The organism is Nocardia sp. XZ_19_369 (assembly GCF_015355715.1).
In the GTDB taxonomy this organism is placed as follows: domain Bacteria; phylum Actinomycetota; class Actinomycetes; order Mycobacteriales; family Mycobacteriaceae; genus Nocardia.
On record NZ_JACVED010000001.1, the window covers coordinates 847,447 to 864,796 of the forward strand.

Annotated in this window: 18 protein-coding genes; 6 read left to right on the forward strand and 12 right to left on the reverse strand. The window is 68.0% G+C overall.

Annotated elements, in window-relative coordinates; translation table 11 throughout:
* Positions 1–93: 93 nt before the first annotated feature.
* Both IBX18_RS03965 and IBX18_RS03970 read right to left on the reverse strand, forming a co-directional pair.
* Positions 94–894, reverse strand: coding sequence for a hypothetical protein (locus tag IBX18_RS03965; RefSeq protein WP_194832356.1), 801 nt, complete (start codon positions 892–894; stop codon positions 94–96).
* A 113-nt stretch (positions 895–1,007) separates the two neighbouring features.
* Positions 1,008–1,538, reverse strand: coding sequence for a lipoprotein LpqH (locus IBX18_RS03970; RefSeq protein WP_194832357.1), 531 nt, complete (start codon positions 1,536–1,538; stop codon positions 1,008–1,010).
* A 127-nt stretch (positions 1,539–1,665) separates the two neighbouring features.
* Between IBX18_RS03970 and IBX18_RS03975 the strand changes: the two genes are divergently transcribed.
* From IBX18_RS03975 to IBX18_RS03990, 4 genes are read left to right on the forward strand one after another with little or no spacing between them, the layout of a single operon-like run.
* Positions 1,666–3,039, forward strand: coding sequence for a hypothetical protein (locus IBX18_RS03975; protein ID WP_194832358.1), 1,374 nt, complete (start codon positions 1,666–1,668; stop codon positions 3,037–3,039).
* A complete protein-coding gene (locus tag IBX18_RS03980) occupies positions 3,039–4,061 on the forward strand; it encodes a hypothetical protein (RefSeq protein WP_228540286.1) in 1,023 nt (340 codons plus the stop codon). Before IBX18_RS03975 ends, IBX18_RS03980 begins: the two co-directional genes overlap by 1 nt.
* A gap of 1 nt (position 4,062) precedes the next feature.
* On the forward strand, positions 4,063–5,583 hold the full coding sequence (locus IBX18_RS03985) for a lipopolysaccharide assembly protein LapB (protein ID WP_194832359.1): 1,521 nt from the start codon (positions 4,063–4,065) through the stop codon (positions 5,581–5,583).
* The gene (locus IBX18_RS03990) at positions 5,580–6,842 is read left to right on the forward strand and encodes a CHAT domain-containing protein (RefSeq protein WP_194832360.1); all 1,263 of its coding nucleotides are present in this window, start codon (positions 5,580–5,582) and stop codon (positions 6,840–6,842) included. The genes IBX18_RS03985 and IBX18_RS03990 overlap by 4 nt, the downstream gene beginning before the upstream one ends.
* 1 nt (position 6,843) lies before the next feature.
* On the opposite strand, the gene IBX18_RS41895 is transcribed toward IBX18_RS03990, so the two are convergent.
* From IBX18_RS41895 to IBX18_RS04025, 7 genes are all read right to left on the reverse strand, one after another.
* The gene (locus tag IBX18_RS41895) at positions 6,844–7,131 is read right to left on the reverse strand and encodes a type II toxin-antitoxin system Phd/YefM family antitoxin (protein ID WP_107653355.1); all 288 of its coding nucleotides are present in this window, start codon (positions 7,129–7,131) and stop codon (positions 6,844–6,846) included.
* Between the two features lie 40 nt (positions 7,132–7,171).
* Positions 7,172–7,576 carry a nitroreductase family deazaflavin-dependent oxidoreductase gene (locus IBX18_RS04000; RefSeq protein WP_194832361.1) on the reverse strand — a complete coding sequence of 135 codons (405 nt, stop codon included), beginning with the start codon at positions 7,574–7,576 and terminating at the stop codon, positions 7,172–7,174.
* Between the two features lie 76 nt (positions 7,577–7,652).
* A complete protein-coding gene (locus tag IBX18_RS04005; RefSeq protein WP_194832362.1) occupies positions 7,653–8,492 on the reverse strand; it encodes an alpha/beta fold hydrolase in 840 nt (279 codons plus the stop codon).
* A gap of 201 nt (positions 8,493–8,693) precedes the next feature.
* Positions 8,694–8,990 carry a hypothetical protein gene (locus IBX18_RS04010; RefSeq protein WP_194832363.1) on the reverse strand — a complete coding sequence of 99 codons (297 nt, stop codon included), beginning with the start codon at positions 8,988–8,990 and terminating at the stop codon, positions 8,694–8,696.
* A 90-nt stretch (positions 8,991–9,080) separates the two neighbouring features.
* Positions 9,081–9,806, reverse strand: coding sequence for an amino acid ABC transporter ATP-binding protein (locus IBX18_RS04015; RefSeq protein ID WP_135234027.1), 726 nt, complete (start codon positions 9,804–9,806; stop codon positions 9,081–9,083).
* A gap of 2 nt (positions 9,807–9,808) precedes the next feature.
* Positions 9,809–11,605: an ABC transporter substrate-binding protein/permease gene (locus IBX18_RS04020; protein ID WP_194832364.1), complete on the reverse strand. Its 1,797-nt coding sequence runs from the start codon at positions 11,603–11,605 to the stop codon at positions 9,809–9,811.
* A 256-nt stretch (positions 11,606–11,861) separates the two neighbouring features.
* Positions 11,862–12,656 carry an LLM class F420-dependent oxidoreductase gene (locus IBX18_RS04025; RefSeq protein ID WP_194832365.1) on the reverse strand — a complete coding sequence of 265 codons (795 nt, stop codon included), beginning with the start codon at positions 12,654–12,656 and terminating at the stop codon, positions 11,862–11,864.
* Between the two features lie 257 nt (positions 12,657–12,913).
* Between IBX18_RS04025 and IBX18_RS04030 the strand changes: the two genes are divergently transcribed.
* The gene (locus IBX18_RS04030) at positions 12,914–13,999 is read left to right on the forward strand and encodes an ABC transporter ATP-binding protein (RefSeq protein WP_194832366.1); all 1,086 of its coding nucleotides are present in this window, start codon (positions 12,914–12,916) and stop codon (positions 13,997–13,999) included.
* A gap of 122 nt (positions 14,000–14,121) precedes the next feature.
* Here IBX18_RS04030 and IBX18_RS04035 read toward each other — a convergent pair whose 3' ends face one another.
* Positions 14,122–14,919 carry an alpha/beta fold hydrolase gene (locus IBX18_RS04035; RefSeq protein ID WP_194832367.1) on the reverse strand — a complete coding sequence of 266 codons (798 nt, stop codon included), beginning with the start codon at positions 14,917–14,919 and terminating at the stop codon, positions 14,122–14,124.
* Positions 14,920–15,108: 189 nt separating this feature from the next.
* Complete coding sequence (locus tag IBX18_RS04040; RefSeq protein ID WP_194832368.1) at positions 15,109–15,633, reverse strand: helix-turn-helix domain-containing protein; 525 nt, start codon at positions 15,631–15,633, stop codon at positions 15,109–15,111.
* Between the two features lie 99 nt (positions 15,634–15,732).
* On the opposite strand from IBX18_RS04040, the gene IBX18_RS04045 reads away from it, so the two are divergent.
* On the forward strand, positions 15,733–16,902 hold the full coding sequence (locus IBX18_RS04045) for a thiolase family protein (RefSeq protein WP_194832369.1): 1,170 nt from the start codon (positions 15,733–15,735) through the stop codon (positions 16,900–16,902).
* A 40-nt stretch (positions 16,903–16,942) separates the two neighbouring features.
* Here IBX18_RS04045 and IBX18_RS04050 read toward each other — a convergent pair whose 3' ends face one another.
* Complete coding sequence (locus IBX18_RS04050) at positions 16,943–17,281, reverse strand: hypothetical protein (RefSeq protein ID WP_194832370.1); 339 nt, start codon at positions 17,279–17,281, stop codon at positions 16,943–16,945.
* Between the last annotated feature and the right edge of the window lie 69 nt (positions 17,282–17,350).

The following is a 17,350-nucleotide window of genomic DNA, read 5'->3' on the forward strand; positions in this document are numbered from 1 at the left end:
ATTAGGGAACCCTCAGTTGTGCTGGCAACCACTCCGCACACACGAATGCCGCGCCGTTCGAGAATCTCGAAACAACGCGGCATTCGGTGCGGGCTAAGCATTCACCGCAAGGGCGATGACGACCTCTTGCTCGTTCTCCGGCAGGTAGTGCACCCGCAGGATGCGCCCCACCTGCACCTGTCCGACACTGCTCGGTGCGAGGAACTTCTCCACGCGGGTGTCGAAGGTCGATCCGTCCGGCCGGGTGACGACCAGCCCGAGCGCGATCTTCGAGTGCCCGTCCCGGATCTCCCCGGTGACCGACAGCGACTGCACCACCGCCTGGGTGGCGATGCCGCGCTCGGCGATATCGAGCTTGTGCCGGGTGGTGATGCCCTTGCGGATCATCGACTCGTTCATCGCCTGCTGCGCCATGGACGCATCGCCCGACATATCCACCTCGACCTTGTCGGTCCGGCCCGGCAGGTAGCGCACCGGCAGCACCACCCCCGGCTGCAGCAGCGCCAATTCCGTCAGCGGCACAATCATTTTCGCCGCGGCGGCGAAGGTTTTTCCGTCGATGCCCTCGACGCTGAACTGGATGCGCACCTGCGGTTGGTCGTTGACGGTCACGCCGGTCTGCGCGAACGAGGTGATGGTGCCGAGCCCGACCAGGCCGTCGCGGAACTCGGCGCTGTTGCGACCGGTGAAGGCGGCCATGATGCCGTCGCCGGTGAAGGTGAAGACCATGGGGACGAGGGTGAGCGCGAGGATCGGCAGCACCATCTGCCAGCCGATCCAGCCCAGGCCGGCCGGCTCGTAGTCCGACGAACTGGTGTAGGTGAGGCCGTGCAGGAGGTAGTAGCCGACGGCCAGGGCGGCGAGCGCGACGGTGATCCAGCGGATGTTTTTCATGATGTTCCTTGATGATTCGAAAAGTTCGGTGCCGATGTCGGCCCGCCCGAGCAGCACTCGAGCGGGCCGGAGACGGTTGCGGTCCGGGACCTGCGCGCTCACAAGCGCTGTGATCAGCCGCCGACGACGGTCGAGCAGGCGAAGGTGATGTCGAACTTCGACGTCTTCGGGCCGGCCAGCGGGTTGGCCAGGTCGGCGCTGACGCCCTCGCCGGTCACCTTGTAGGTGTTGCCGTCCTTGGTGACCTTGGCCGAGCCGCCCGGCATCCCGTTGCCGTAGCCGATCGCGTACGGCTGGCCCGCGTCGCCGCCCTTGCTACCCGCGATACCCACCGCCTGCACGGTGTCGGTGCCGGTGATGGTGGCGCTGACCGAGAGGTTGCCGTAGCCGGCGTTGGCGGCGTCGGTCAGCGCGAGGGCCAGGGTGCCGCCCTGCTTGGCGCAGGTGGTGGTGAACGTCGCGTCGAACGCCTTGCCGTCGACCGAGGCGGCGGACTTGCCCGCCGGCGCCGGGGCGGCCTGCGGGGCGGGGGCGGCCGAGGACTTGGCCGGGGTGCTGCTCGCGTTGTCGCTGCACCCGGTGACGAAGAGGGCGGCAGCGGCGGCGGAAGCGACGAGGGCTGCGGTGACGGACTTGGTGTTCATGGTTTCTCCTGAGTTCGTTCGGCCCTGGGTGTCTGGGCCGATACGAGAAAGGTAGGAACGGTTCGCGGCCTACCGATCCCAGGTTTTGCCGGGGTCGAATCGGACATAAGTCCGTTAACCTGGTCGAATGCGACGACCGCGCGCCCTGGTGCTCGATGAGGTGTGGCGCAAGCTCGACGGCGTCGAACCGCTCAGCGGTCCGCACGGCGGGCCGTTGCGCCGCACGGTGAAACTGATCCTCGATCCGCTGGTGATCCGGCCGGTGCAGCATCCCGCGTGCGCCGGGCCCATCGTGACGGCCGACGGCGCGGTGCTGCTCGCGGCCAGGGTGCACGCCGCGGCGGACGTGCTGTACGCGACGGCGGCCTGGTTCACGCTGCTCAAGCAGGTACGGCGGGCACTGCGGATCACCGAGGGCAACCCGCAGGATCTGTACTTCCAGCGCTGTTTCGAGTTGGCGACGACCCGGGGCGTGCCGGATGCGGTGCGGGACAGAGCGGTAGCCGAAGCGACGCTGCGCGACGTGCACGAGTACGCGGCGGGGCGCACCACTCAGGCGTTGAAAGAGTATGTCGCCGAACGAACTCCGGAGCTGGCCGGGCTGATCGAGGTCGCTTGGCGCCGACGCCCGGTAACGGGTCCGGCGGGCGGTGACCACAGCGCGGCGTGCACTGCGCTACTCGACGCGTGTGCTGCGGCGCGGCTCGGGCAGCAGCGGGACAACGGGCAGGCGGCCTGGGATCGGCTGGTGGCCGGGCATGCGGGAACTCATACCGGAATACGGCTGTGGCGCAACGAATCCGGCTACTCGGCAGCTGAATTGGGGCTGACCGTGCATGTCGTGCCGCAGTCCCCGGCGGTCGGTGCGTCCGCCTCGACCTCCACCCTGGGGCTGCCATTCGATCGCACTGTCTACGAACGGGTTTTCACGGCACTACAGGCTTCCAGCGAACGCGCTGAACTGCCGACCGTTCCGGAGTTGGTGGCCGCCGAGATCGCCAGGAGTTGTGCGCCATGGGCGCTGCTGGACGAGACGCTGCGGGTGGCCGCGACGGCCGGAGTCGCGCTGGCGAACGGGCTCGCGCCGATCGAACCCACTGCTCGTGGCCGGCGTTCCGAGGTCGGCATCGCACTTGTGGCAGTGCAGGATTCGACGGAAACCACGGCGCACCGGGTCATCAACAGCCGGTGGCAGCGTGAGGCCTACGTGCTACAGGCACGACGGCTGGTGGTGCGGGTCGGCACCGAGTCGCCGCCGACCGGTCCGCTCGCGGCGATCGCCGCCGAGCTGTGCACACCGTGGCGTCCGTACCTGCGGCGACTGTGGGTTCGCCTGCACGGGCGCGATGTGCGCGAGTTCGCGGTGTACGACCCGGACGAGCTGTGGGATCTGCTCGACGGCGTGGCGCGCTCGGTCATCCTCGATCATCGGACGCGGGTCAAGCAGGCGTTGAGCGCCATTGCGGCCGAATCGGATTCGACGGAATCGAGGGCGAGCTGATGACCGGCACCGTGCAGGTTCGGCAGGCGGCCGACGGGCTGTGGATCATCGGGCCCGAAGGAGCGCCGACCGTTCTCGACGAGGCGGCGGCCATCGACGTGCTGGTGCTGGAGGCGGCTGGCGGGCACCTGACCTGGAGTCTGCTTGCCGGGCAGTCACTTCCGGCGGCGGTGCTCGATGATGTGAAGCTCGCGCAAGAGTGGCTCTGGGCAGTCTTCGGTGAGCAGGTCGCGCTGGCGGTCGATGCGGGGGAAACCGGGGAACTGGTTGCCATGCCGGGGATGCCGGAGCTGGTGACCGATGCGTGGCGACTCGGGTACGCACACTGGGCGGCACGGTGGTGGCCCGCGTCGATCATCGACGGCATCGCCCCGCTGGACGAGCGGCTGCTGCGCGCGGAGATCGCGACGCTGTCGGCAGCATGCGAGCTGATCGTCGACGGTGCGGACGAGTACATCGAAGCGGCTGAACAGCACGCCGACGAACTGGCTGATATACCAGGCCGGGCAGAGGATTACGCGCTCGCGGCAGGCCCGGCGACGACTGTGCCGAGCGGGGCGTTGGTACTGGCCAGGGGCAGCGGCGGATGGGACTGGCACCGCTGTCCGCCCGGACTGCTCGACGCGTCGGAGCGGTCCGTGTCGTGGGAAGTGCTGCGTGGAGCGGGAATTACGACGGTCCTCGTGCGGGTGGTCGCCGCGGCGCGTGGCGACGTGCCGTCGCATCTGCATCCGCACGCGCTGGTGCGCACGTCGTCGGGCACCGCGGTGGCAGAGCTGACACTCGCCGGAGACATGTGGGCTGCCGAGGTGCCCACACCGGAAGGCGCGGAATCCACTGTGACCGTGGAGGTATACGTGCCGGGTGTCGGCGGCCCCGAGCCGGGCAGTCCGGAAATTCGCCGCCGCGTGCGCGACCTCGCGCTGTCGCGGCTGAGTCGCGCGGCCGACCCGGCCGACAATCCCGCTGATACGCCGCTGTTGGCGGAAATCGCTGCCGCCGAATCGGATTCGGATTTCTGACATGACCGAAGAAGCACCCGCCGACGGTCGCGAGCTCCTGGTCGCGGGCGGTGACGCGTACAGCCGCGGCGACACCGCCGGGGCCCTGAGAATCTTCGAGGACGCCGCCCGGACCACCACCGGTGACGTCCGCCTGGGCGCCATCGTCAACGCGGCGAGCATGGCGGACGAGCTCGGTGACCACGTCAGATCGCTGGGCCTGTACCGCGAAGCGCTCGCCGCGATGCCGGCGGACACGCCACGGTTGCGACCCACCGCCTTGGTCAATATGTCGCAGGCGTTGCAGCACCTCGGCGAACTCGACGAAGCCCAAGCGGCATTGGAACAGGCGCGTGAATTGCTCGCCGACACCACTGATCAGGGCGTACTGCGCGTCTCCTGCCTGCTGTCCTTGACCGCCGTGGCCCTGCACCGCCAGCACTGGGCCGACGCCGCCGAACTGGCCACCGAATCCCTGGATGCGGCATGGCGATTCGCGCCGCACCTGGCAGGGCATCCGCTGATGAACCTGGCCGCAACGTATTTCGAGACCGGACGCCGTGACCTCGCCGTCGACTTCGCTCAGCAGGCGCTCGCCGTGTTCGAGGCGGCGGGTGACCGCAATGCCGTCGCGGAGACCCAGCAGAACCTCGCCACCATGCTGGTCCGCGTCGAACGCTTCGACGAGGCGGAAGCGCCGCTGCGCGCCAGCCAGCGGTATTTCGAGCAGGCCGGACTCGGCTACCGCGCCGGAATCGGGCTCAAGACCTTGGCCTTCCTCGCCGAGGGCCGCGAGGATCTCGGCCAGGCGCAGCAGCTGTACCGCCGCAGTCTGGCGTACTTCGTCGAGTCCGGCGCGGTGCTCGACGCCGCCGACCTGCGCATGCGCCTGTCCACCGTAGCCTTCAAAACCGGCCGGTTCGCCGAGTGCGAGGCCTTGCTGGCCGAGGCATTCGGCGCGTATGCCGAACGTGGCCTCGGGCTGCACTGCGCCCAGCTGGATTTCTGGCATGCGACGCTGCTCGAAGGTGCCGTCGCCGCCTCGGATGCGCCCGCACCCGAACTGCTCGCCCAGGCGGTCGACCTCGCCGTTCCGTCCGCGCTGGCCATCGATGCCGTGCGCTACACCCTCCCCAACGGCAACCAGCGCGACCAGTGGAACCGCCAGATCGCCGACCCGGCCATGCGATTGGCCTTCCGCTTCGCCTACCTCTCGGGCAACGGGCTGCTCCTTGCCGACCTGATCGAAACACAATGCGCGGGTACCACTGTGAACATCGATAGATCCGACGGCGGCCGTGCCGTCCGGCTGCCGCTCGAACTCCTCGATCCCCCTGCCGATCCCGCCGGACGAGCCGGTACGACCGCGCTGCAGCTGGGTGCCGCGCTGGCCGAAGTCGCGGCGAGCGCGGGCCTTCCGGTGTCGCCGCCGCCACGACTCGCGCTGGCCGCGGAGGGCCGGATCGCCTTGGACCCCTACATCGCCGCCGCCGAACAACGCTACGGCCGGGTGATCCGTGACAGCCGGGTGCTGACGGTATGACGCCGGACCAGCCGACCGTCGTCGTGCGCATGGCGGATGCGGGCGATGTGTACATGTCCTGGCGCTGGACCGGGGACAGCGCGCCACGTGGGGCCGCCATGTTGCCGGGTGCGCCGGTGCTGGCGGCGGTGCGACGACTGGCCGATGCCTTGCCACACCCCGCCGAGCCGGGCGGTCTCGAACGCTCGCTGACCACCGGGGCGTTCGCCGCCCACGACACCGAGTACCTTGTCGCCCAGGCGCTTTCCCGGGCATTGCTGCCGCAAGGCCTGGCCGCCCAGCTGTACGAGCTGTCTCAGCGTGGGGTCCGGCCGCACATTCGCCTGCAACCATCGCCGCGGGTGGCTCAGGTGCCTTGGGAGCTCATCGCCCCAGGCCCGGAGGTCCGGCTGATCGATATCGCCGACGTGAGCCTGCTGGCACCGGCCAGCATCGTGCACGCCCCGGAACGCCTGTCGCGCAGGTGGACCGAGACGCAGCGCGCGCCCGTCGTTGCCCTGCTCGACCCGCGCATTCCCGGCTTCCGGGCCGATTCGACGCTCGGCTCGGTGCTCGGTCGCATGCCCGCGGAAGCCCCACTGACCCAACGGATTGCCGCGTACGCAGCACAGGATCGCTTGCAGCCCGCCGTAGTCGACCCGACGGAGGTTTTCCGCCGGACCGATATCGACCGCAGCTGGCTGAGCAAGGCCCTACGCGACGGCGCGAGCCGACTGATCTACGTCGGCCACGTCACCGCCGCACCGCCGGAATCCGGGCAGAGCGAAGACGCCGAACTCCATCTACCGTGCACCGCCGACACTCTCGGCTTCGCCGTGCCGAACCGCACCCATCGGCCGTTGTCCGCCAAGGACTTCCTGCTCGGCACCCACACCCTCGCCGCGGAACCCACTGATGGCCGCGAGCTTTGGCCCATCCCCAGCCGGGTGGCGCTGATCGCCTGCGAGAGCGGCGGGGACCTGCGCTTCACCGAGGCGCTCGGGCTGACCGCCGCCATGATCAACAACGGGGCCGAGCTGGTGACGGCCAGTCGCTGGCCGCTGCCCACCGATCTCGCCTTCCACCGCATCGCGGGCGCGCCCGCGCACGCCCACCCGCTGCAAGACGCCATCTGCGCCATCGACGCGGCGCACGAACAACCGGACCCGGTGACCGCGCTCGCGCACTGGCAGCGCGAGCGACTGCAGGCCTGGCGCACCGAACGCAGCATCGAGCACTCGCCGCTGCTGTGGTCAGCGTTCGCGACGCTGTGCACGTGAGTCAGCCACGGAGCCCGCGGTCCACCGTCGGATGCACGCCGAGGACGTCGAGCATCTCCGAGATGGACATGGCCCGGAACTCGGTCGCGCCCGCGTAGCCGGGCCGGGCCGCGTCCGCCAGTTCGGCGTACAGGTGCAGTCGGTCGTAATCGGCCATCGACATGATGACCGCCACTTCGGTTCCGTCGTCGGTGATTACCGCGTCCTCGCCGGTGGCCACCACGTCGCGGACGACGGCGGCGATGTCCGCGGACAGCTCGTGCAGATTGCGTGTGTTCGTGTTGGGCATGCTCCGCATTCGGAGCCGCGCGCCCTTTTGGATCGGGGCGTCACCGTCTTGTTAGCGCGATGACCGGAATGGTGCGGTCGGTTTTGGTTTCGTGCTCGGCGAAAAATGGATAGGCCTGCTTCAGCATGGTCCATACGCGGTCATATTCTTCGCCCTCGAACGGGGCGGCCAGCGCGGTGTAGGTTTCGTCACCGATTTCGACCGTCACCTCCGGGTCGGCCACCAGGTTCCGGTACCAGTCCGGATGTTCGGGTGCGCCCAGGTTCGAGGCGATGACGAGCAGCCGGTCGCCGTCGTCATGAAACATCATCGGGGTGGTGTGGGCTCGGCCCGTGGCACGACCGGTGGTGGTGAGCAGCAAGAGTTTGTCGCGCTGCATGCCCTCGATCTCGCCACCCGCCCGGAATTGGGCAATGGTTGCTCGGTTGATTTCCTTGAAGTCCATGGGTTCGCCTCCGGTGGTTGTAGTACACAGATCACCCGAACGAATGGCGTGTCCGGAAAATGCGACACCCCTGGCGTCAGGTGCGGTGCGCGAGGAGGTGCTGCATGATCAGGCGGGTCAATTCCTCGGGCGCCTGCTCAGGGATCCAGTGCGACACTTCCTCGAGCATTTCGAATCGATACGGGCCGGTCACGTACTTCTCGGTGGCCAGGGCCGCGGTGGAGCCGACGGTGCTGTCGTCGGTGCTCCAGACGTAGAGCGTCGGCACCGATACCGGGCCGGTCGGTCCGGACAGATGCATTGCGCGATACCAATTCAGGGCCGCCGTCAGCGCTTCCGGCTGCGCGAGCCGGTGTACGTAGTCGTCGATTCGTTCCTCGTCGATCTTCCATTCGAAGATCTTCCGGAGTCCCGCCCCGTCGTCCATGAGTAGCGCCCGCTCCGCCACCCGCGGCTTCCGGAGTAGCGAAAAGTATTGCGACCGTTGTGCTTGATCCTCGTCCTCGGTCATTGCCCGCAGGAAGGCGGCGGGATGCGGCAGCGACACCGCGGTGAAACTGCGGATCCGTTCCGGGATTTCCGCCGCTGCCGCCCACCCGACATAAGCCCCCCAGTCGTGCCCCACTAGATCGAACCGCTGCCAACCCAATTGGTCGGCGATCGCGAGCACATCGCCGACCAATTCCTCGAGTCGATAGTCGGCCACCTTGTCCGGCCGCACGCCCGGCGAGTACCCCCGCTGGTCGGGCGCCACCACGTGGCACCCACCGCCACCGAGCGCATGGAGCTGGAATTCCCACTCGATCGCCGCCTCCGGAAACCCGTGCAGCAGCAAGACTTCCCGCCCACCGGCTTCCCCACTCGACAGCGCATCGAACGTCCCCGCAGCGGTAGGAATCTCAATCGCCTCGATCACGCGTCGACTCTAGAGCCCTCGGTTTTTCCGGTGATCGGCTATCCGGTCACCGGGCAGGCCGACTGATCTCGCAAGCACATGGGTAACTCACCGGGCACGGGCTGACCAGCCCACTTACTCCCCGCCAGCCGCCAACGCCCGATCCCCGCGCCTGAGTCTGGCCTGAATACGCGGAGAGGCGGGCAAGCGAGGCGGGACAGCTCAGTGTTCGTCGTAGTGGCCGTCGTGTGCGGCGTGGCGGTGGCCGTCGTGGATGTAGTCGACGTGGTCGCCATGCTGCACGGTGTCGTGGCCGCAGCCGTCGCCGTGCTGATGGGTGTGGTCGGCGTGCTCGGTGTGGCCCTGCGGTTCGCACTCGTCGTAGTGGCCGTCGTGTTCGCGGTGCAGGTGGCCGTCGTGTGCGTAGTCGACGTGGTCGCCGTGCTCGATCACCGTGTGCCCGCAGTTGGGGCCGTGGGCGTGGTCGTGCGCGGTGTGCTGCATGTGTGCCGTTGTCATCAGATTTCCCTCTTTCCGAACGTGGACAGATGGATATGTGAGCGAAGACACATTAGCAGATGCGCATCAATGCAGTTAGCCAGGGGTGCGCTACAGCACCTGAGAAAGGAACCTCTGCAGGCGCGGAGTCTCGGCGTTGTCGAACAGCGCGTCGGGCGTGCCGGTCTCCACCACCTGCCCTTCGTCCATGAAGACGACACTGTCGGACACCGTCCGGGCGAAGCCCATCTCGTGGGTGACCACGATCATCGACATGCCGCCCGAGGCGAGGTCGGCCATGAGCGCGAGGACGCCCTTGACCAGCTCCGGGTCCAGCGCCGAGGTCGCCTCGTCGAAGAACATCACCTCCGGCTTCATGGCCAGCGCGCGGGCGATGGCGACCCGCTGCTGCTGTCCGCCGGACAGGTTCGCGGGCCGGGTGTCGAGCTTGTCGGACAGCCCGACGATCTCCAGCTGCTCCACCGCGACCGCGCGCGCCTCGTCCTTGGACAGTCCGCGCAGCTTGCGCGGGCCGAGCGAGACGTTGTCCGCCACGCTCTTGTGCGGAAACAGGTTGAAATGCTGGAACACCATGCCGATGCGCTGGCGCAGCTTGTCCGGGTCCTCGGTGAGCACGGATTTGCCGTCGAGCAGCACGTCGCCCTGGTCCGGTTCGTACAGCCGATTCAGCACGCGCAGCAGCGTCGACTTGCCGGAGCCGGACGGGCCGATGACCGTGGTGGTCTTGCCCGCGTCGACGTGGATGTCGATGCCGCGCAGCACGTGGTTGTGCCCGAGGGTCAGGTGCAGTCCGGTGCCGGTGAGGGAAGCACTCATCGTTATCCCCGCCCTTCCGTGATCGTGGCGGCCTGGACCGGGTCGATCGGCCGGTCCGGCCGTCCGGTGCGCATGCGGCGGTCGATGTAGTTCACCAGGTGGGTGAGCGGGATGGTCAGCAGCAGGTAGACCAGGCCGGCGGCCACCAGCGGGGACAGGTTGCCGGTCTGCGCGTTGAGGTCGCGCCCGACCGCGAACAGTTCGCGCTGGGTGGCGAGCAGGCCGAGGAAGTAGATCAGCGACGAGTCCTTGACCAACGCGATGAACTGATTCATCAGCGCGGGCAGCACCCGCCGCACGCCCTGCGGGATCACCACCAAGGTCATTGCCTGCCGGTAGCCGAACCCGATGGCGCGGGCCGCTTCCAGCTGACCGGCTTCCACCGACTGGATACCCGACCGGAAGATCTCACCGATATACGCCGAAGCCAGCAATGCCAGCGCTACCGCGCCGAGCCAATACGGATTGTTGCCGGTCAGATTGCGCGCCACCGGGCCGATGCCGAGCCCGATCAGCAGAATGATCACCACGGCGGGCAGGCCGCGGAAAATGTCGGTGTAGATCCGGGCGGGCCAGCGCAGCCAGCGGGTCCTGGCGATGCCCGCCACCGCGAGCAGCATGCCGAGCACGGTGCCGAGTACACCTGAAACCAACGCGAGGATCAAAGTATTCGGCAGGCCGGTCTTGAACAGATCGGGAAAGGCCTGGCGGTACAGCGACCAATCGAAGAACGTGTCCTTCAATTGCTGCAGCGTGGATTTCGGCGCGTTCTGCGCGGCCGCATCCGGTGTGCGTTCCGCGGCAAGGGCGGCGAAGTCCGGCAGTTGCGGCAGCGGCGCCGCCTTGGAGCCCGGCTTCCAGCCCGGCGGCAGCTGCCTGGGCACCCAGTCCTGGTAGAGCTTGGCGTAGGTGCCGTCCGCGATGACGGCGTCGAGGCCGCTGTTGAGCGCGTCGGTCAGCGGCTGGTTGGTCTTGGCGACCGCGTAGCCGACGAAGTTGTCGAGGCTGAAGGTGTTCTGCGACACCGTCGTTCCGTCGCCCGGCCGGATCGCACCCTCGGCCTGCGCGGACGGCGCCACCCAGGCGTCGACCTGGCCGGACTTCAGATTGGCGTAGGCGGTGTTGTAGTCCGGGAACTTCACCGGGTCCAGGCCGAGCTGGTTCACCACGAACTCGTCCTGCACCGTGCCCTGCACCACCGCGATCCGGGTGCCGCGGTTGAGGTCCGAGAAGCCTTTGACGGCACTGCCGACCGGCGTGACGAGGGAGAAGTAGCCGAAGTCGTAGCCGTTGGTGAAGCCGACCAGCTGACGACGGGCGTCGGTGGTGGTGATGTTCGACGAGGCGACGTCGAAGCGGCCGCCCGCGACCTGGGCGAGCAGGCCGGAGAAGTCGGTGCCCGAGAACTCCACCTGCAGACCGAGTTTCGCGCCGATCGCCTTCAGCAGTTCGTTGTCGAAGCCGGTGAACGAGCCCTGGCCGTTCACACAGATGCTCGGCGGCGCGTCCGAGAGCGTGCCGACGCTGAGCTTGCCCGGTGCGATCAAACCGAGCTTCGAGGTGTCGATCGAGGCCAGCGGCGCAGTGGTCGCGGTGGTGTATTTGTCCGCGCCCGCGGCCTGCGCGGAGGCCAGGTTCGTCGGTGCGGCCGCGGCCGCACTCAGCCCCGGCGGTGAACACAGATTGCGTGCGGTGGGCGCGTCGTCGGAGCCGGAACCGCACGCCGTGGCCGCGAGACCGACGGAAAGCAATATCACGGCGATCAACGCACGAGACCGCACAGCGGGCAGACCAGCCATGATGAAGAACCCTAGCGGCGTCCGAGTGCTAACCCGCAGCTACCCCATCGTGGACGAGGTGCCAGCTGGAGTGGGACAAGTCGGACCAGGAAGGACAGAGTTCGGATCATGGTGATCCGAATTCGGCGTTCGACGGGCGCCGGCCGCCGGGCAATCCGGATCGGGCGCTGACCACCGCCTCAGCCGGCCCGCGAGTCGGTGTACGGGACCACGCCGAGCGACCTCAACTCGGCGTGATCAACCGCGAGTCCAGCTTTCAGGCGAGTCCGCTGACCTGCTCGGGATTCACCTCGTCGCGCCAGCGGATCGCCAACTCCACCTCGCTGAGGTCGTACTTCGGACCACTGACCCCGATGGTGAACAGCGAAACGCCCGCGTCGACGAAGGCTTTCGCCTGCTCGGCCCCCGGCCACTGCACCGAGCGCTCGATCTGCGCCTGGTCGGTGCCGACGGCCGCGCAGTGGTCGGCGAGCACCTTGTTCTTGTGCGCGAGCGAGTCGAGGTCGGCGAAGCTGTGCCACACATCGGCGTACTCGGCGACCAGGCGCAGGGTCTTCTTCTCGCCACCGCCGCCGATCAGGATCGGGATCTCGCGGGTCGGCTGCGGGTTCAACTTCTTCAGGCGGGCGCTGATCCGGGCCATGTTCTCTTTGAGCAGGGCGAGCCGGGTGCCCGCGGTGCCGAACTCGTAGCCGTATTCGTCGTAGTCCTTCTCGAACCAGCCCGCGCCGATGCCGAGGATGAGGCGGCCGTCGCTGATGTGGTCCACCGTGCGCGCCATGTCGGCGAGCAGATCAGGGTTGCGGTAGCCGCCGCCGGTGACCAGGGCACCGAGCTCCACCCGCTCGGTCTGCTCGGCCCACGCGCCGAGCATGGTCCAGCATTCGAAGTGCGCGCCCTCGGGGTCGCCGCTGAGTGGGTAGAAGTGGTCCCAGTTGAAGACGATGTCGACGCCCGCGTCCTCGGCACGCAGGACCGCGTCGCGGATCAGCCCGTAGTCCGGTGCGTGCTGGGGCTGGATCTGGACGCCGATACGCACCGCGCGGGTCACGCCGCCACCTCGCTACGCTCGCTCATGAAAGCCTCCTCGTCGCTTCGGGGTCGGTCCCCTGTCGAGGCTACCGGCGCCGACGGTAAGCGGCCTGGACACTTGGCAATCCGGTCCGCGGCCGACTGGCGCGCCATACGCGTGTCACGCGCGAACTCGAGCATTTCGAGCGGAAATCGAGCAGACATAGTAATGTCGCCGGTCAACCCTTACTCGGATCGTCCGGCACGTTCCTGCCGGTGATGGGATGTGATTTTGTCATGGCCACGGTGACCTTCGACCGCGCTACCCGGCTCTACCCGGGATCCACCAAACCCGCTGTCGACCAGTTGAATCTGGAGATCGAAGACGGCGAATTCCTTGTCCTGGTCGGCCCCTCGGGCTGCGGCAAGTCGACCTCGCTGCGCATGCTCGCCGGACTGGAGGACGTCAGCGACGGGCGCATCCTGATCGGCGCCAACGACGTGACGCACGCCGAGCCCAAGGAACGCGACATCGCGATGGTGTTCCAGAACTATGCGCTCTACCCGCACATGACCGTCGCCGAGAACATGGGCTTCGCACTGAAACTCGCCAAGGTCGCCAAGGCGGAGACGCAGAAGCGGGTGCAGGAGGCGGCCAAGCTGCTCGACCTCGAGCCGTACCTGGACCGTAAGCCGAAGGCCTTGTCGGGCGGTCAGCGTCAGCGCGTCGCGATGGGCCGCGCGATCGTGCGCCAGCCGCAGGTGTTCCTGATGGACGAGCCGCTGTCCAACCTGGACGCCAAGCTGCGGGTGCAGACCCGCACCCAGATCGCGCAGTTGCAGCGCAGGCTCGGCACCACCACGGTGTACGTCACGCACGACCAGGTCGAGGCGATGACCATGGGCGATCGCGTCGCGGTGCTCAAAGACGGTCTGCTGCAACAGTGTGCGACGCCGCGCGATCTGTACCAGGACCCGGTCAACGTGTTCGTGGCCGGCTTCATGGGCTCGCCCGCGATGAACCTGTTCACCCTGCCGGTGTCCGACGGACGCGTGTCGCTCGGCGGCCACGTGCTGCCGCTGCCGCGCTCGGTGATCGACGCGGCCGAGGGCTCGGTGTCGGTCGGCATCCGCCCCGAGCACTTCGAGCTCGGCAACGGTGCCGGTTCCGGTATCGAGATGGAGGTCGACGTGGTCGAGGAACTCGGCTCCGACGCCTACATCTACGGCCGCACCACCTCCGAGGGCAATGCCAGCGGGGAAACCATTGTGGCGCGGGCGGATTGGCGCAACCCGCCCGCCAAGGGCACCCGAGTTCGCCTGTCCACCGACACCCAGCACACCTACTTCTTCTCCGCCAAGGACGGTCGCCGCCTCAACTGACCCACGGTCAGCGGGCGATGCCGGAAGCGGCTCCCTGAGTGGAGCCGCTTCCGACCCGGTCGGCATCGGGTGACGAGCACGTACGCCACGTCCAGAGCCAACCCGGCGGCGAACTCCCCCACCTAGCTTGCTGCCGTCTCGCGAACCGCCGCGGCGACGGCGCGAAAGTCCTTGCGCAGGATGTGCGAATGGTTGCTGGCGACCTTCGCGCTCACCGTGACGTTCGGGTTGGCGGCGAGCACCGGATCCAGGGCAGTCCGCACCTTCTCCATCTCGCCTTTCTCGCTGCCGAGACTGTCACCGGTCGCCAGGACGAACCGCACCGGGCGGGTCAGCCTGCTGAGGATCGGGACGCTGGCGGCGGCGTACTCGTTGGCATCGATGCCGACCTCGGCGTGCTGGGCCGCGGTCATCCGGGCGGCCATGCCGAAGGGGCGGGCCAGCGGAAGCAGAAAACGCATCCGGTGGAACAACTTTCGGATCCGCTCCCGGCCCGCCTCGCCGGTCAAGCCGTACGGCGCGGAATCCACGATCACCGCGCCGACGACGCGATCGGGATTGCGGTCGGCCCAGTGCCACGCGAGGATCCCGCCGTAGGACCAGCCCACGAGAATCGCCCGGTCCACGCCCCGTGCCGCGAGGACTGCGTCGACATCGCGCAAGGATGCCTCGAAGGAATAGTCGGCCGACCGCTGCGATTTGCCGCGGGCGCGCTCGTCGAAGGTGATGTGCCGGAAGCCGGGGCCGAGTTCGGCGATCACCCGCCGCCAGTGCTTCTGGTCGGCGTAGGCGCCATTGAGGTAGATGATCGGCTGGCCGGTCCCGCCGGTGTCGGTGACGGCCAGCGCGGTGTCGTCGACCGGAACCATGCCGGTCCAGGTCGAATCGGTCGAGGTGGTGGTGGCTGCTGTGCTGTTCATGAGGACTACTGTCGCCAACCCGGCTGACACCGCCCTGACGCCGGCCTGACACTTCCGCTGACACGGCGTTCGCGCTGGTCACGGTGCAAAAGTCGCGCCCTGGCTACAAGCGAATTGCTCAGCAACACCGCGCATGCGACTTCAGCGAGGCGCGAGTGAACGGCGGTGCGGCGCAGCGGGAGTGCGCGGTCAGCGCTTGGCGCGTTTGCGGGGGCGGATGGTGTCCAGATAGTCGGGGTTGAGGCGGACAGCCAATTCGTCGAGGGCTATTTCGCGGCCGGTGTCGCTGCGGACTTGGACGCGGACGGGGGTGCCGGTGGCTTCTTCGACCAGCAGGAGAGGGGGCGGGCCGGGTTGGAGGTAGGTGTCGCCCCACTGCATGAGGGCGAGGACAGCCGGGAGCAGGTCGCGGCCCTTGGGGGTCAGGACGTATTCGTGGCGGGTGCGTTTGCCCTCTTCCTGGTAGGGCTGCTTGGTCAGCAGGCCTGCTTCGGTGAGTTTGCGGAGCTGGGTGGCGGCCGCGGCGTCGGTGATGCCGACGCGCTGGGCGAAGCCGTCGAATCGGGTGGTGCCGTAGTAGGCCTCGCGCAGGATGAGGATGGCCGAGCGGGTGCCGACCAGCTCGATCGCCTTGGCGATCGAGCACTCCGTGGGCTGCCACGAGCTCAGATCGGCCAGGGGTCCTTCCATCACTGCTGCCATGACGGACATCATAGCTCAGCTGACTTGTCTCAACTATGGCCAGGTGTAATCTGACTATGTGTTGATAGAGCCAGGCAAGGCCGCCGGGCTCTCGGTCCGAAAGGAAACACGATGAGAGACGCGGTAATTGTCGAAGCGGTCCGCACCCCGATCGGCAAGGGCAAGCCGAACGGCGCACTGCACGACGTCAACGCGGTGGACCTGCTCGCACACAGCCTGCGCGAGGTGGTGGCACGCAGCGGCATCGATCCGGCGCTCATCGACGACGTGATCGGTGGCATCGTCACCCAGGTCGGCGAGCAGGGCGCGAACATGACCCGGCGGGCGGCGCTCGCCGCCGGGTATCCCGAATCCGTCCCCGCAACCACGGTGGACCGGCAGTGCGGCAGCAGCCAGCAGGCGATCCACTTCGCCGCGCAGGGCGTGATCTCCGGGGCCTACGACATCGTCGTGGCCGCCGGTGTCGAATCGATGGGGCGGATTCCCATGGGCGCCAACCTGATCGGCTCCGAGGACTTCTCCGGTGTCGGCTTCGCCGAGCGTTATCCGGAAGGCCTGGTGCCCCAGGGGATCAGCGCGGAACTGATCGCCGCCAAGTGGGGCCTGAACCGCAGCCAGCTCGACGAGTTCGCACTCGGCAGCCACGAAAAGGCCGCGCTGGCAACGAAGAACGGCCTTTTCGCCGGCGAGCTCGCACCGATCAACGGGCTGACCACCGACGAGGGCATCCGGGTGGGCAGCACCCTGGCAACCCTCGCCAAACTGCGCCCCGCCTACTACGACGAGGCGATGGCCGCCCGGTTCCCGCAGATCGGCTGGGAGATCACCGCGGCCAGCGCGAGCCAGGTCAGCGATGGCAGCGCCGCAGTGCTGATCATGACCAGCGAGCGCGCCAAGGAACTCGGGCTGAAGCCACTGGCCCGGCTGCACAGCTTCGCCGTCGTCGGCGACGACCCGCTGCTGATGCTCACCGCGGTGATCCCCGCGACCCGAAAGGTATTGCAGCGCGCCGGACTCCAGCTTTCCGACATCGACCTGTTCGAGGTCAACGAGGCCTTCTCGCCGGTGGTGCTCGCCTGGGCTCAGGAAACCGGTGCCGACCTCGGCAAGGTGAACGTCAACGGTGGTGCCATCGCCATCGGTCACCCGCTCGGCGCCTCGGGCTCGCGGCTGGCCACCACCCTGGTGCATGCCATGCAGGACCGCGGCGCCCGCTACGGCCTGCAAACCATGTGCGAGGCAGGCGGTTTGTCGAACGCGATGATTCTCGAACGCCTCTGATCCGGGCCGACGCGGCGCCCATCGTGCGGTGGGCGCCGTGTCAGATCGAGACGAGCACCAGCGCGATCAGGAATCCGGCCACCCAGGATTCGATGATCAACGGCACCGCGATCAGCGGCGTCCAGCCGATCGGCCTGCGGTCACGCACCTTCCGCACCATCAGCACGACCGCCCACAGCATCGACGCCGCAATGCCGCCCCACCCGACCACCTGCGCAACCGCGAGATATCGCCACGCCCGCCCGTCCTCGTCATCGCCGGCAACCACCTCGTACAGCGGCACGAAAGACGCCACCACCCAGGCACATCCGACGGCGACCAGCGAACCGACCGCCGCGCGCACGAGGTCCGCCACCCCGCCTCGTGGTTCCCTCGCCATACTCCCAGGATGACCCGCGCAGACGAGTGCCGCATCATGACGCGGGCAATGTTCCGGCCCCGAATTCGC